The organism is Mycobacterium sp. (assembly GCF_040509115.1).
In the GTDB taxonomy this organism is placed as follows: Bacteria; Actinomycetota; Actinomycetes; order Mycobacteriales; family Mycobacteriaceae; genus Mycobacterium.
Genome location: NZ_JBEVLO010000407.1, coordinates 1 through 14238, shown reverse-complemented (window position 1 = coordinate 14238; position 14238 = coordinate 1). Strand labels below are relative to the sequence as shown.

The 14238-nt window shown below is 64.9% G+C and carries 13 protein-coding genes; 5 read left to right on the top strand and 8 right to left on the bottom strand.

What is annotated here, in order from left to right:
- Positions 1-63: 63 nt before the first annotated feature.
- Both ABW137_RS28155 and ABW137_RS28150 read right to left on the bottom strand, forming a co-directional pair.
- Complete coding sequence (locus ABW137_RS28155; RefSeq protein ID WP_526404907.1) at positions 64-507, bottom strand: cupin domain-containing protein; 444 nt, start codon at positions 505-507, stop codon at positions 64-66.
- Between the two features lie 214 nt (positions 508-721).
- Positions 722-937: a hypothetical protein gene (locus tag ABW137_RS28150; protein ID WP_526404905.1), complete on the bottom strand. Its 216-nt coding sequence runs from the start codon at positions 935-937 to the stop codon at positions 722-724.
- Between the two features lie 39 nt (positions 938-976).
- On the opposite strand from ABW137_RS28150, the gene ABW137_RS28145 reads away from it, so the two are divergent.
- Complete coding sequence (locus ABW137_RS28145) at positions 977-2101, top strand: oxidoreductase (RefSeq protein WP_526404903.1); 1125 nt, start codon at positions 977-979, stop codon at positions 2099-2101.
- A gap of 163 nt (positions 2102-2264) precedes the next feature.
- On the opposite strand, the gene ABW137_RS28140 is transcribed toward ABW137_RS28145, so the two are convergent.
- The 3 genes from ABW137_RS28140 to argE form a co-directional block, all read right to left on the bottom strand.
- Positions 2265-3311 carry a helix-turn-helix domain-containing protein gene (locus ABW137_RS28140; RefSeq protein WP_526404901.1) on the bottom strand — a complete coding sequence of 349 codons (1047 nt, stop codon included), beginning with the start codon at positions 3309-3311 and terminating at the stop codon, positions 2265-2267.
- A gap of 325 nt (positions 3312-3636) precedes the next feature.
- Entirely contained in the window at positions 3637-4932 is a 1296-nt protein-coding gene (locus tag ABW137_RS28135) for an MFS transporter (protein WP_526404899.1), read from the bottom strand.
- Positions 4933-4937: 5 nt separating this feature from the next.
- A complete protein-coding gene (gene argE / locus ABW137_RS28130) occupies positions 4938-6107 on the bottom strand; it encodes an acetylornithine deacetylase (protein WP_526404897.1) in 1170 nt (389 codons plus the stop codon).
- Here argE and ABW137_RS28125 point away from each other — a divergent pair.
- Positions 6106-7242, top strand: a complete 1137-nt coding sequence (locus ABW137_RS28125; protein ID WP_526404909.1) for an Lrp/AsnC family transcriptional regulator — start codon at positions 6106-6108, stop codon at positions 7240-7242. The genes argE and ABW137_RS28125 overlap by 2 nt on opposite strands.
- Here ABW137_RS28125 and ABW137_RS28120 read toward each other — a convergent pair.
- The 3 genes from ABW137_RS28120 to ABW137_RS28110 form a co-directional block, all read right to left on the bottom strand.
- Positions 7197-8288 (bottom strand): alcohol dehydrogenase catalytic domain-containing protein, encoded by a 1092-nt coding sequence (locus tag ABW137_RS28120; protein WP_526404895.1) that lies wholly within the window; start codon positions 8286-8288, stop codon positions 7197-7199. The genes ABW137_RS28125 and ABW137_RS28120 overlap by 46 nt on opposite strands.
- A gap of 15 nt (positions 8289-8303) precedes the next feature.
- Entirely contained in the window at positions 8304-9023 is a 720-nt protein-coding gene (locus tag ABW137_RS28115; protein ID WP_526404893.1) for a hypothetical protein, read from the bottom strand.
- Positions 9024-9356: 333 nt separating this feature from the next.
- The gene (locus ABW137_RS28110; RefSeq protein ID WP_526404891.1) at positions 9357-9809 is read right to left on the bottom strand and encodes a winged helix-turn-helix transcriptional regulator; all 453 of its coding nucleotides are present in this window, start codon (positions 9807-9809) and stop codon (positions 9357-9359) included.
- Between the two features lie 55 nt (positions 9810-9864).
- Between ABW137_RS28110 and ABW137_RS28105 the strand changes: the two genes are divergently transcribed.
- The 3 genes from ABW137_RS28105 to ABW137_RS28095 all read left to right on the top strand — a co-directional run.
- Positions 9865-12600: an AAA family ATPase gene (locus ABW137_RS28105; protein WP_526404890.1), complete on the top strand. Its 2736-nt coding sequence runs from the start codon at positions 9865-9867 to the stop codon at positions 12598-12600.
- A 91-nt stretch (positions 12601-12691) separates the two neighbouring features.
- On the top strand, positions 12692-13816 hold the full coding sequence (locus ABW137_RS28100; RefSeq protein WP_526404888.1) for an alkene reductase: 1125 nt from the start codon (positions 12692-12694) through the stop codon (positions 13814-13816).
- A 144-nt stretch (positions 13817-13960) separates the two neighbouring features.
- Positions 13961-14238, top strand: a 278-nt coding sequence (locus ABW137_RS28095; protein ID WP_526404886.1) for an alpha/beta fold hydrolase, incomplete at its 3' end; no start/stop codon positions are given.

Sequence of the window (14238 nt, the reverse complement as noted above, 5' to 3'; positions counted from 1 at the left end):
CTCATTCCTGCTGGCCCCCCGCCGGCGATCAGCACGGGTACGTTCAACATAAACGGAGTCCTGTCAGTCGACGTAGGAGACGCGATCCTTGCAACGGTCGTCGTCGAGTTCGGGTAGCACTACGACGCGCTCTTGCTCGAATGCGTCGGTTCGTGCTGTTACGAAGGCCGCGTCGATGGTGTGACTGCGGTTGTAGGACACGTGTGGGCAAAACGGCGGAATGTAGCAGAAGTCGCCCTCGCCGAGAATGAGCTCGTGTTCGAGCTCGGCGCCCCAGAAGAAGTGCACGCTGCCCTTGATCCCGTAAAGCGCCGATTCGTGCTCGAGGTGGTAGTGGGCATTCGACTTCTCGCCAGGGCGCAGCGCGGTCACCAGCAAAGACAAATGCTTCGAGGGTGTGCTGACCCCGTTGACGCCGAAGAGCGCTTGAACGTCCTGCTTTGCTCGAACCTCTTTTTCCGGCCGAACACGAGTGACGTCGCCTTCCCAGGTCACTTGATGCTCCATCTTTCAGCGGTCCTTTCCCATCGGTCGGTGATCTACGTGTCGGAGATCACCCGCTGGCACCATGGTGGCGGACGTGATGAGCCGAGCTCCCAGTCGTGTTCAAACTTTGAACGTTTGAGTGCCGACGTGCTCGCGCAAACGTGGGATGTCCGTGTGTCGGGTCAACGCAGCTAGCCCTCCACGCGATCGGAGTGCCCGCCGAGGCTCAGCCCGCTCACCGATCGGCACTCGCACCTTGCGCGTCGTTCAAATTTTGAACGACGCCCACGCGACTGGTCATGCCGATGGGCACAATCGAATTACCAACGAGCAGTACCGAATGCCGGAGTTGTACCGGCACCGGTACGGCACCGACCACGTAGTGCATCAACCGGGCGAGGCAGATGCCGCCGTAGGTCGCCTGCGAACCCACGGAGCTGGTGCCCGCCATGCGACGCACCCGGACGACGACGCTTTTGAAGGAGACGACATGACCATGGTGGACGACCCGCGGCTGCAGGCCCTATTCACGCCGCTGACCGTCGGCTCGATGACCCTAGGCAACCGGTTCGCGATGGCTCCCATGACACGGTTCGCCTCGCCGGAGGGAGTTCCCGGGCCTGACGTCGCTGCCTACTATGCGCGCCGCGCCGCCGGGGGCGCGGCCTTGATCATCACTGAAGGAATCCGGGTGCCCCACCCCGCCGCTGGACCCGATAGTGTTCCGCTCATCGACGGCGACCACGTTCTTCGCAGCTGGCGGACCGTCACCGAGGCCGTACATGCTCAAGGTGGCGCCATCGCTGCCCAACTGTGGCACGAGGGTTCACAGCATGATGTCATCGAAGGTGACCGGCAGGGCCATGAACCCGTGAGCCCCTCTGGCATAGACGTTTCCGGTCGTCGGGTGGGCCGTGCCCTGCGGACCGACGAACTGCAGGACGTCGTCCAGATCTATGCCCAGGCCGCCCGCAATGCCCAAGACGCCGGGTTTGACGCCGTGGAGATTCATGGCGGCCACGGTTATCTGCTCGACCAGTTCCTTTGGGAGCACACGAATCATCGCACCGATGGGTACGGCGGGAGTCTGGCCGCTCGCACCAGATTCCCGGCCGAGGTGATCACTGCAGTGCGTGATGCCGTGGGGCCACGCTTTCCGATCGCCTTCCGCTTCTCTCAGTGGAAGATCAATCGCTACGATGCTCAGCTTGCCGCTACGCCCAGCGAGTTGGAAGCTGTACTCACTCCTCTTGCCGAGGCCGGAGTCAACCTCTTCCATCCTTCAACGCGGCGTCACTACCTGCCTGCCTTCCCCGATGATGACCCCCGTCTGAGTATGGCCGGGTGGACGAAGAAACTCACCGGTCTACCGGTGGTAACCGTCGGCTCCGTCGGCTTGGACACCGAGTTCAAATTCCGGCTGGACAAGGCCGACCCCATCCCACCCGCTCCTGTCTGCCAGCTGCTCGACGAGTTTCACCAAGGGCACTTCGACATCATTGCCGTCGGCCGCGCCCTCCTCGCGGACCACACGTGGGTCAACCGTCTCGCCAACGACACGCTGGACGCATTCAACGGTTTCGACGCCGACACCGCGCTCGCCCGGCTCTACTAGATCGCACGAGATCCACAGCCTTGGCGATCGTCGATCCGCCGCGAAATGTCTTGAACGCCTAAGCCTACGACGTCGCCGCTAGCTAGCGACGAGTCCTGACAGACCTGCCGGGGCGGCCAGCGGAGCGGACCGGGTCTCAACCCCAAGAGCAGCGTTGCGGGCCTTACGCAAGGTGGTAGCGCCGCATCCGACTGTAAAGCGTGCCGCGGGACAGTCCGAGTTGTTGTGCGGCCTCAGTCTTGTTGTTACCTGCCTCAGCTAGGGCATTGGCGATGACGCGGCGTTCAGCCGCCTCTAGCGGGGTGAGATTGAGCGGCGGTGGGGGAATGGCCGCCATTAGGTTTCGCGGAACGCCTCGATGGATGACGAGCGTTGCCCCGTCGTCTGGGCGACCAGGCGAGACCGGATACACCCGAGCGCTCAACTCGGGGCTGATCGCCAATTCAGTTGCGCCGAAACCAGATTCCTGTACCCGATCCCACAACTCGGCTCGGTCCAAGTTGAGGTCAGACGCCGAATCCGCGACGATCATGGTGTGCCTGTCCACGGTAACTACCGCGCCAGGAGCGGAGGCGCTCAGCGACAGATGCGCGTCGAGCATTCGTCGCTGCCGGGCGCTCGCGGCTTCACCCATCGCCGTTTCGACACCGCTCACCAATGCGCGCACCGCCACCACCAGTAGATGGTTCGCCTCGTCGGCACGACAGGCCAAGTTGACGTATCCAACGATGCGGCGTGTGATCGGATGCAGTATGGGGGCCGCGGCGCAGGCCCAGGTATGCCATGGCTGTTTGAAATGCTCCGCACCCACCACCAGTGAAACTTTGTTGTTGGCGTTGGCAAGGCCGATGCCGTTAGTGCCTGCTGAGGGCTCGCTGACCTTGGACCCAGGCCCGAAGTCCACGTGGTCCAGACAACGGGCTACTGCGCGTTCGGAGTCCCACCGCCAGGTAACCGTGCCGTCACCATCGGCGAGGGCCAGCGACGTTGAGTTCCCCACCGATAGATCCGCCATCTTGCGGAGCACCTGGACACCGATGCGTACCACGGGTGCGTCGTCGTCGATGTCTGTGTGGCTGAGTTCGAGGCGGTCCGGATCGATGCCGTTCTGGCGGGAACGTCTCCAGGAGTCTAAAATCTCGGAGCGCGGAGCCGCCGGCGACCCTGATTGGAATTGCTCCCACTCGCGCGTCCCTGCCACCGATCGCATGATACCTCCTCGAAGGGCCGGGGTTACCTCCTGATCAAGAGTAAATGCCCAGGATCCGACGCGACAAGTGACAGGTGGACCGCCTTCGGCCAGCGGCTCTAGGGGTCTTGCCAGCGTTCCGACGCCACCGGAGACTCTCCGCACACGGGCACGATGGGCCCGTCACCGCCGTCCAATCCCTGCCGCCGATACGCACGATTGGCCATCGCCAACTCATTCCGAGACGTGGCGATCGGTTGTTCGGCCATCCGGAGCCCGCATCGACGGTGTTAATGGCTTGACGTCGCGCTGCCTGACTTGCCCGCCAGCACCGCCCGCTGAACCGTCAGCGTTGCGCAAATCGATTGCGCGCCAATGCTAACGAACACACTGAGATCACGCATACGACGATGTAGAAATAGCTCGGCGAGATCAGTGAACCCGTGCCCTCGACGAGAGCGGCGAAAACGATCGGTGCCGTCCCCCCAAAGAGCAGCACCCCGATGTTGTAGGCCACCGACACACCAGTCGTGCGGATGGTCGTCGGGAACATCGAACTCAGCAACGCGGGCAGCGGCGCGAAGTAGAACGCCAGCACGACGCCCAGCACCGCCTGTACCAGAGTCAATGTCAGGACGTTCGGCGACCGTTCGAGCAGGATGAAAAGAGGTGCGCCGCAGATCGCTCCAGCGCCGGCCGCCCGTCGCATCACGGTCACGCATCCGTACCGATCGGCGAGTTTGCCGATGTGCGGAGCGAAGGTCAGCACCGTCAGGCCACCGATGATTCCGCCCACGTACCCGGAATACGCCGGCAACCCCATATTGCGGATGGCGAAGGTTGGCATGTACAGCAACAGATACATGCTGATCGTAGCGGTGCCAACACATCCAGCGGCGGTGAGGACCCGGCCGAGGTTGTCGCGCAGAGTGGTTCGGATGGGCGAATCGAGCACCTCAGCGGCGGCGAACTCCGGGGTGTCGTCCATCTTGGATCTGATGTAGAGCCCGACGGGACCGATCAGCAGTCCCACCCCGAATGCCACCCGCCACCCCCACGAATCGAGCTGCGCGTCAGTCAGGGAGGCGGTCACGGCGAAGCTGACTGCGGCGGCCAGCAGCAGTGATGCGCCCTGGGTGGCAGTCTGCCAACTGGCGTAGTACGCCTTGCGCTGTGCGGCGCTCTCGGTGAGGAACGTGGTCGCCGAACCGAACTCGCCGCCGGCCGAGAAACCCTGCAACAGGCGGGCGAACAATACGAGCACTGCTGCGGCCGGCCCGATCTGTTCGTGGGTGGGGGCCAGGGTCAGCAGGAAGGTACCGACGAACATGATCAGAATCGTCAAGTTCAGTGCGATCTTTCGGCCCCGTTTGTCGCCGATCCCCCCGATCACGATCGCTCCGACGGGGCGGACCAGATAGGAGATCGCGAACGTGCCAAAGGTCAATACGAGTCCTACGAATTCGCTCTCGTTCGGGAAGAAGAGCCGGCTGATCACCGCAGCGAAATAGCCGTAGATCATGATGTCGTACCACTCGAGCGCATTCCCGATGGAGGCGGCGGTGACCGCCCGTCTGGCCCGCGCACGCTGCGCCGACGTCATGGGTTCGGGCACTGACTGGGCCGTTTCCGAGGTGGACATTTTTTTCATACCTCACAGAGAGTGTTGACGAGTGCGCTCAGGACGCGTTCGCACTCACGGATCTGGTCGATCTCCACGTACTCGTCGGCGATATGCGCCTGCGCGATGTTTCCCGGACCGCACACGACCGTGTCAATGCCGAATGCATGGAAGAACCCGGCCTCGGTTCCGTACGCCATCTTGTTGCCCTCGGCGGTCACCCCGGCAGCAGCCAGAGTGGCCACCAGCGGTGAGTCGTTCGACGACTCTAGGCCCGGGGCGAGCCCGATAGTGGTGATCTCGATGCCGGTGCCGGGATCCTGAGCCTGCATGCTCGCTTGAAGGAGGTTTGCCTGTTGCCGGATTCTGCCGAGGACTTCCTGCGGATCGACCTGCGGAATGGTGCGGAGATCTACCCGAATGTGACAGTGCGACGGCACCGTGTTGCCGGAGCTTCCGCTGGTGATCTCGTTGACGCTGATGGTGCTGAACGGAATGTCATACGCGTGGTCGACCGGTCCATTGAACTCGAACTCCTCCGCCAACTCCTGGATGAACGCGACCATCTGGGCGCCGTAGAACGCCGCGCTGACGAGGTTCGGAGCTAGGGAGGAATGGCCGTCGCGTCCACGCACGGTGATGGTCACCAGGCCGAAACTCTTGTGGGCGCCGATCACCTGCATCCCGGTGGGCTCGCCGACGACACACAGCCGCGGCGTCAGTCCGAGGTCTCGGAAGTCGTCGATCATCTGCGCTCCACCAAGCAATCCCACCTCTTCGTCGTAAGACAACGCGAAGTGGATGGGCTCGCTCAGCTGGACCTGCAGCATGCGCGGGACCATCGCCAGCGCGACGCCGATGAAGCCCTTCATATCCGCGGTGCCTCGCCCGTAGATCCGTTCGTCGCGCACCGAGATGGTGAACGGGTCGCTGCCCCAGTCCTGACCGTCGACCGGGACGACATCGGTATGGCCGGACAGCACCAGTCCGCCGGCTGTTGATCCGGAGGACGCCGGAATTGTCGCGATCAGGTTCGCCTTGTCGGCTGACTTGTTGAGTCGAACGGTGGTCGCGATCCCGGCGTCCTCGAGCCGACCGGCGACCAGCTCGATCAAGGGCAGGTTGGAGTGACAGCTGATCGTGTCGATCGCGACGAGATCCTCGATCCATCGCAAGGAACTGAGTTTGGTGGCCATGGTGGTGGTGGTTCTCCTGGGTGCGAGTCGATCCAGAGCGCTATTGACGGATGAAGTACACCGTAGAAACAATCGATGTCGAACCGTCGGATCAGCAGATCCGTGCATATTCCACCTCCTGAAGAAGGCTTTCATGCAACCACCCGCTCTCTCAGAAGAAGATCTGTCGCTGCTGCATGCGCTCCAGATCCGTCCTCGGGCGTCGTGGACTGCTCTCGGAGAGGTGTTGCAACGATCGCCCGCGGCACTGGCGGCCCGCTGGGCTCGGCTGCGCGCCGCTGGACTGGCATGGGTGACAGTGCATCCCATCGTCCGCGCGCCCAGCACCCAGATGGCCTTCGTCGAGGTGGACTGTCTGCCCACGCGCCGCGGCGAGGTGGTGGAGGCGTTGTGCTCTGTGCCGGAGATCATCTCAATAGAGATCTCGGCTCGCGGGCGAGATCTGCTGCTCATGGTGGTGGCCCGTGATTGGGCCACGTTGTCGAACCTCGTCCTGACGCGTCTGCAGGTAGACGGCATCCTGCGACACCGCACCAGCCTGGTCACCGAGATCCACCTGGAGGCCAGCGATTGGCGTCTGGACGCGCTGAGCCGCACCCAGACACTGGCTGTAACTCGAAGCGAGGCAGCCGATCCCACTGTTGTGCGGCCGACCGAGGCGGCCGACGACGAACTCGTCGACCTGCTGGCCCATGATGGCCGCCTCAGTTTCGCCGACCTGGCCCGGTTGACCGGCCGCAGGCCGGCGACGGTGCGACGACAGGTCGCCCGTCTGAATGCCTCCGGTATCATGAGGTTTCGCTGCGAGGTATCGCAGGAGAGCTCACGTTGGCCGATCTGCTGTACCTGGTTCTGCCGGCTGGATTCCACTCATGTCAGCGACACCGTGCAGTTCCTCCGGGACATCCCGGAAATCCGAGGTTGCTTCTCGACCACCGGTGAGTCGAACTTCATGTTCATCGCGTGGACTCGATCCGTGCACGACCTGCTGCGGATCGAGAAGAGCGTGACCGAAGCCGAGCCGGCCCTGCGTTTACTCGACAGTGCGGTCGCATTGACCACCCGCAAGCGCATCGGTTGGCTGCTTGATCAATCTGGCTGCGCGACAGGTGAAGTGATCGTCCCGGCTTTCTGATCGTCGGCCGCGCCGGCTGCCGGTCCGCGGCTACCGTCGACGTCGAGCACGACGCGAAAACGCGCGCGGCCAGACATCATGTGTTCGTACGCTTTCGGTGCCTCCTCGAAGGGCATCGGTTCGATCATCGGCGTGATCTGATGGGCCACGCTGAAGGCCAGATTGTCCTCGTTGTCGATCGCCGATCCGGTCAGGCTGCCCACGATACTGCGGCCGCCGAAGATCAAGTCCGACGTCGCAACCTCTATCGGATCCGGGGCAGCACCGACCACCACCAATCGTCCGCGTGGTGCAAGCCCGGTCAGCAGGGGGCTCATCGACGTGCCGCTCGCCGCCGTGGCGACGATGGCCGCCGCGCCCCCTAGTGCCGTCAGAGCCGACCCCGGATCCATCACGGCACTGTCGATGAAGTGATCGGCGCCGAGATCGGCTGCCAGGGCGGCCTTGTCGGTTCCTCGCGCAATGGCAGCGACGCGAAAGCCCATCCTGTGGGCATACTGGATTCCGAGGTGGCCGAGGCCGCCGATGCCCTGCACGGCGACCAACGCGTTGAGGGGCGCGCTGCCCGCCCGCAGCGCATTGAACACGGTCAAGCCCGCGCACAACAGCGGGGCCGCAGACAGGGGATCGACATCGTCGGGGATCCGTACGAGTCCGCTGGAGCGCGCGTACACCATTTCGGCGTATCCACCGTCGGCAGTGGTGCCCGGCTGGGGTTGGTCCGTACAGTTGACGAAGTCACCTCGGCGGCAGAACTCGCACTGATTGCATTGACCACCAAGGAATCCCAGTCCGACATGCTGCCCGACCCGCCACCCCTGCACTCCGGCTCCGACGGCGTCGATGACGCCGACCACCTCGTGTCCGGGTACGACGGGGCGTGTCGGATCGTCGCGTTGTCCTTCCACGGCCAGCAGATCGCTGTGGCACACACCGCACGCCGATGTGCGAATGCGCACCTGGCCGGCGGGAGGGTCGACGACGTCGCGTTCGACGAGCGCGAAGTTCCGTGACCCGGTCACCTGAAAGGCTCGATAGGTTGCCATTGTCGATCTCCTTCGTCAGTCGAGCGTGACGTCGGTCAGCCCAATGGACACGACCAGTTGTTCGGGGATGGGATGATTGTTGGCGTCGCGGACGTAGATCATCCGGGTGCGGGGGATTACCACGCCGTCGATCTGGTCGAAGTCCGAAACATAGTGCGCCGCAGGCGAGGAACCGGCAATGTCGACCTGGTAGTCGCGCCGCTGGATGAGACCGTCCGGGTCGATGTAGAGCACCTGGTGGGGGCTGTGGGTGGCGATGGCGTCGGGGTAACTTACGTGCAGCCGTTGCCAGGTCCGGCCGTTCTCAGTCCAGGGCTCACCTTCTTCGGTGCGCACGCCGGGAAGGGTGAGGTTGAACGGTTCGGCCATGTAGGTCCACATGGCGTAACCGGTGAAGTAGGCCAGTTGCAGGTTGCTCCAGGGTGTTTCGAGGGTATGACCGGCGAAGGATGCCCGGGGGTCATCGAGTACCTCGATGACGTCGCCGTCGTGAGTCTCGATCCCTACCCGCTGCGGGGTGTAGGCAGTCTTGAGGTCGGGCGCGGTGAACGGGTGCAGCGAGGTGCGTTGATCCTTGATCCATACCGTGATGTTGCCGACGTCGACGACGCCGGGGACCTGTTTGATGTCCCAGATCGCGCCGCCGAAGCGCTTGTGCGCGGTGACCGAGGCCAGTTGGTTCCAGCGGGCGAGGCCCCCGTAGGCCTGCAGTGTCTTGTGAAGGAGGTCGGTCATGGGGTGTCGCCTACCCTGCCGCCGCTGGTGCTGCTGAGCCGTGAGTGGTGGTCGTCATCGTCTGATCTCCGTGTCGTGGGCCGGACTGTTGCCCACCGACGCTGGCACTGTGGGGTTCGCTGCTGTATCCGTCAGATGACTACCGTCGAGATTGGCCTGCTCAGCGGCCGCCGACGCCCGGTGGCCAAGGCTCCCGTGCGGGTTTCGATAGTCGAATGATCCATGACCTCGCGACGGGCTCCAGCCCACGCTGACACCTCTGCCGGGATCGCACGGCATTCCCGGCGACCATCAGCTCTAGCTGGAACGCGACCTACTCGACTTCATCCCCAGCTAGGTCGCGGCGCGATGCACCAACGCCACCCCTGCCGCAGGTACCGGCCGACCGTCCTGGTGGTGGAACCCCGCGATGACGGGTTCATGCGTTTCGGCCTCGACGAAGCGGTAATCGCAGCTATCGGTCCGGGGGAGGTGGATGCGGCCCCACTGGCCCATCGCCGCCAGCACCGAGACCAGGCCGCGCCCGGCGTCGGTGAGCACGTATTGGGTACGCCTGCGGTCGCCGGGCATCTGGTAGTCGTCCTCCTCCAAGACCCCGGCGGTCACCAGTTCGTCGAGTCGCGCACTCAGCACGTCGGACGCCACACCGAGTTGCTGGCGGAATTCGGAGAACCGCGTCCGTCCTAGCATTGCCTCCCGGACAATGAGCGCGGACCACGGTCGGCCCAGCACCGACATCGTGCGCGCGATGGGACACGGGTCCTCCGACCAAGATTCGCGGTGCACGTCGACACTCTATCTGAGTTGGTTCGGCCAACCTAGCTCTGCTATCGTGAAAGGGGTGATTCTCGGGCGGACGGCTGAATTGGCCGTCATCACGGGCGCTCTCGCGGAGATCTCCGCCAGCGGAGCAGCTTTGGTGATCGATGGTGACCCCGGAATCGGCAAGTCCACCCTGCTGGGAGCCGCCACCGAGTGGGCCAAGGCGCATGGATTCGCCCAACTCGGTTGCTCGGGCCTCCAAAGTCACACCGAAGTCGGATTCGCCGGGGTGCACGAGCTCGTGCACCCCCTGCTGGCGCACGCCAAGGCGCTGCCGGCCCGCCAACGCGCGGCCCTGATGACCGCATTCGGGCTGGAGGACGGGCCCGCGCCGGATCGGCTCCTGATCGGACTGGCCATTCTCGGCCTGTTGGAGGAGGCCGCCAGCAAGCGCCGCCTGCTGCTGGTCGTCGACGACGCTCAATGGCTCGACCAGTCTTCGTTGGAGGCGCTGACCTTCGTGGCGCGCCGGCTGACCAACGCACCCCTGATGATGCTGTGCGCGGTGCGCACCGCGCTGGACGGGTCCTCTGGGCACCTCGACGGTCTGCCCCGGCTCTCGGTGGGCCCGTTGGCCGCCAACGACGCTGCCGACCTTCTCGCCGACACGCTGACCAGATCACGCAAACCGCGCGAACTCGATGCCTACGCCCGGCACCGCGTTCTCGAACAAGCCAACGGCAACCCGCTGGCAGTCATCGAACTGACCGCCGCGCTCAGCGAGAACGGTTACGACGCACCGATCTTCGCCGGTGAGCCGCTACCCACCAGCCGGCGCGTCGAACGGGCGTTCATGACCCAACTCGGAGCCCTGCCCGACCAGAGTCGTCTGCTCCTGTTGCTGATCTCCGCTAGTGACGGCTCCGTAAGCGAAATAAACCGCGCCGCAACTCATCTCGGATTGAGCCTCGCTGAGCATCTGGGGCCGCTCGAGGAACCGGGTCTGGTCACGGTCGGCGGCGGACGAGTTCGGATCCGGCATCCGCTGATTCGCTCCACCGTCTATGGTTCGGCGGCGCTGTCCACGCGGTCGCGGGTGCACCGGGCGTTGGCCGCGGCCACGACCGATTCGATCAGGGCGGCCTGGCATCGGGCGGAGGCTGCAATCGGACCGGACGAACAGGTGGCCTCAGACCTCGAACACGCGGCGGAGCGCGCTCGCGCGCGCGGTGCCGGTGCCGAAGCTGCGGCGGCGCTGCGGCGGGCGGCGGTCCTGACTGAGGACAGGATCGAACGCATCCGACGGCTAGGGGCTGCCGCCGAGGTGGCCCGGAGTTCCGGGTTGATCGCGGAGTCGCTGAGAATCCTTGGGGAGGCCGAACCCCTCGTCGACCAACACGCCGGGGAGACGCCGCTGGCGATCACACGCTTCGTGCTGAATGCCACCGCGGCCACGCCCGGTCAGTCAGCCAGCGAGCTACTGGCACTGTCCGGTAAGTACCCAGACGGCTGCCCCAGACAGCGAGAATTGGTGTGGGCTGCGGCGATCGAGTGCCGCATGCACGGATTGGCAGAACGGCCGCGCCGCGACATCGTGGCGGCGATCCGACGACTCGACGGCGAACCTCATGACCCCTACATCGCGATCGCCGAGGCACTGGTCGACGACGTCGGACACGGGTGGCGACTCCGAACCCAGTTGCCCGAGCTGATCGTTTCCGTCGCCGACAAACCCCTGCTGCTGATGTCGCTGGCCTTCGCCGCCGAGGCGGTCCTGGACCGGCACAGCGCGCTGCGCTGTTGGGTTCAGGTGCAGAATCAAGCCCGCACAACGGGCACGCCGGCCAACGAATGCGAGGGCCTGCGCGGCGCGGCCCACATGCTGCTCACCGAGGGGCACATCGAGGCGGCAGCGATCAGTGCGCAGACCGCGATGCGCATGGCCGAGGACATGAACCTTCCCATGACCGCGGGATCGGCCGCGGCCTTCCTGGCCCGGGCACTGGTCTGGCAAGGGCAGCCCGAGCGCGCCCGTGAGGCCCTAGATCGCGCCCGACACTTCCTGGCCCCAGCACCCACCATCTTGTGGAATGACGACGTCCACTGGGCGGCCGGCCTGGCCGCACTCTGCCAGTCCCACCACGTCGAGGCGCTCGGCCATCTGCTGAAGATGAAACTGCACCGCACCAGTCGGCGCTGGGTGATCGCCGATCTCGCCGAGGCGGCGGCCGGGGCCGAGCAGCCCGACGCCGCACGGCCAATGTTGGCCGAAATCGAGGAGCAGGCCGCAAGACTCGGCATGGACAGCTTCCTCGTCCACCGCGCCCACGCACTGCTCACCGAATCCAGCACCGACGCCGACCACCACTTCAGGGCCTCCCTCGCCGGAGCAGAAGGACTCGGCGCCGAGTTGGAAGTAGCGCGCACGCATCTGCTCTACGGCACGTGGCTGCGCCGTCAGCGCCGCATCGTCGATGCCCGCACACACCTTGCGGCTGCGTTGACCGCCTTCGACACCGCCGGGGCGGTGCCCTTCGCCGAGCGCGCCGCCAATGAGCTCCGCGCCGCGGGGGTCACCTCAGCGCCACGACCTGCTGCCGACAGTGCCTCCGGTGCAGCCACGTTGACCGCGCAAGAGCTGCAGATCGCTCAGATGGCGTCGGCGGGGATGACCAACCGGGAGATCGCCGATCGCATCTACCTGTCGCACCGCACCGTGGCCGCACACCTCTACAAGGTGTTCCCCAAGCTCGGTATCACCAGACGCAACCAACTGCACGCAGCGCTCGGTGAACGCGCCGGACTAGTCATTTGACGGATACCACCCCGCTCGACGGTCGACCAGAGTCGCTGTGTGAGCAGGCGGTCGATGACGCGGCGCCTCACTGCATCCCGAAGGACAACACGTGAAGCTCTTCACACCGGTCAGAGTTGGCCGCTACACCCTCCGACACCGAGTCGTGCTGGCACCGACCACCCGGTTGCGGTCAGAGCAACCCAGTGACACGCCCAGCGACATGATGGCAACGTTCTATTCGCAACGCGCGACCCAGGGCGGTCTGTTGATCGCCGAGGCAACGGGGATATCACGCAGCGCCCGTTCCAATCTTGGTGCGCCTGGCATCTACACCGACGAGCACGTGGGTGGCTGGCGCAAGGTCACCGACGCCGTGCATGCGCAGGGCGGACTGATCTTCCTGCAGCTGTTTCACCCTGGACGACAGGCCCACTCCTCGATGATCGACGGGCTGGACCCCATCGCGCCCTCGGTGGACACCACAGCCGAACTCATCGCCGTCACTGCTGACGGTTGGGTACCGGCCAGCCCCCATCGCGCCCTCGGAATCGACGAAATACCGGGGATCGTCCACGACTACCGTGTGGCCGCCGAACGCGGCCTGGCCGCAGGGTTCGATGGGGTAGAGGTGCACGGCGCCAACGGTTACCTGATCGATGAATTCCTGCAGGACGGCAGCAACCACCGTACCGACGCCTACGGCGGGCCCGTCGAGAACCGGGCCCGCTTCATGTTCGAGGTGCTCGACGCCGTGGCCGACGTGTGGGGTCCCGACCGCGTCGGTCTGCGGATATCACCGAGCGGAACCTACGGTGACATGTCCGACAGCGATCCCCAACACACCTTCGGCTACGTCGCCGAGCACGCCAACCCCTTGGGTCTGGCCTACCTGCACGTCATCGAGCCTCGGGTCCGGGGCAACGACACGCTCGTCGACGAGGCCGACCCCGTGGCCTCTGCTGATCTCCGAAATCGCTTCGACGGCACCATCATTGCCGCCGGCGGCTTCGATGCCACCGGAGCCGAGGCCGTGGTCGATTCCGGCACTGCCGATCTGGTCGCCTTCGGGAGATTGTTCACCTCCAACCCCGACCTGCCCCGCCGGTTGCAAATGGGTTATCCCTTGACACATTACGACCGCTCGACGTTTTGGGGCGGAACCGAACACGGCTACACCGACTACCTCACCTACGAGGACACCCTGGCCGACGCTCCGGTGCGCCTATCGGGTTGACGGCGCACGCTGCTCGGTCGTACGACCACGACGATCACCCGGGTCAGATCGACATGAACCATGCCCGGACGCCCATCCAAGCCCTGCGCACCGCAGATCCGACACACCACCATGCACGACGCTCTGAATAGGAACCCGTAGGACATGACCCAGACGCTTTCCTCCCAGGCTGACACCCATTACGTGGAAACGCCCAGCGCGCGCTTCGCCTACCGGCGCTTCGGAACGGGCGCTGGCGTCCCATTGATCCTCTCGCTGCGCTTCCGCGGCACCATGGACCACTGGGACCCGGCGTTTCTGAATCCGCTGGCAGCTGGCCGCGATGTGATCATCTTCGACAACATCGGGCACGGTAAGACCAACGGTGCCGCCCCCACCAGCATGGAGGCCCTGGCCGGCGGTCTGATCGAGTTCGTCGACGC

Bases quoted from the DNA above. Each gene is read 5' to 3' on its own strand.
- ABW137_RS28115 (WP_526404893.1), bottom strand. From the start codon at position 9,023: ATGACCGACCTCCTTCACAAGACACTGCAGGCCTACGGGGGCCTCGCC.
- ABW137_RS28135 (WP_526404899.1), bottom strand. From the start codon at position 4,932: ATGTCCACCTCGGAAACGGCCCAGTCAGTGCCCGAACCCATGACGTCG.
- ABW137_RS28125 (WP_526404909.1), top strand. From the start codon at position 6,106: ATGGTGGTGGTGGTTCTCCTGGGTGCGAGTCGATCCAGAGCGCTATTG.
- ABW137_RS28140 (WP_526404901.1), bottom strand. From the start codon at position 3,311: ATGCGATCGGTGGCAGGGACGCGCGAGTGGGAGCAATTCCAATCAGGG.
- ABW137_RS28145 (WP_526404903.1), top strand. From the start codon at position 977: ATGACCATGGTGGACGACCCGCGGCTGCAGGCCCTATTCACGCCGCTG.
- ABW137_RS28155 (WP_526404907.1), bottom strand. From the start codon at position 507: ATGGAGCATCAAGTGACCTGGGAAGGCGACGTCACTCGTGTTCGGCCG.
- ABW137_RS28120 (WP_526404895.1), bottom strand. From the start codon at position 8,288: ATGGCAACCTATCGAGCCTTTCAGGTGACCGGGTCACGGAACTTCGCG.
- argE (WP_526404897.1), bottom strand. From the start codon at position 6,107: ATGGCCACCAAACTCAGTTCCTTGCGATGGATCGAGGATCTCGTCGCG.
- ABW137_RS28150 (WP_526404905.1), bottom strand. From the start codon at position 937: ATGGCGGGCACCAGCTCCGTGGGTTCGCAGGCGACCTACGGCGGCATC.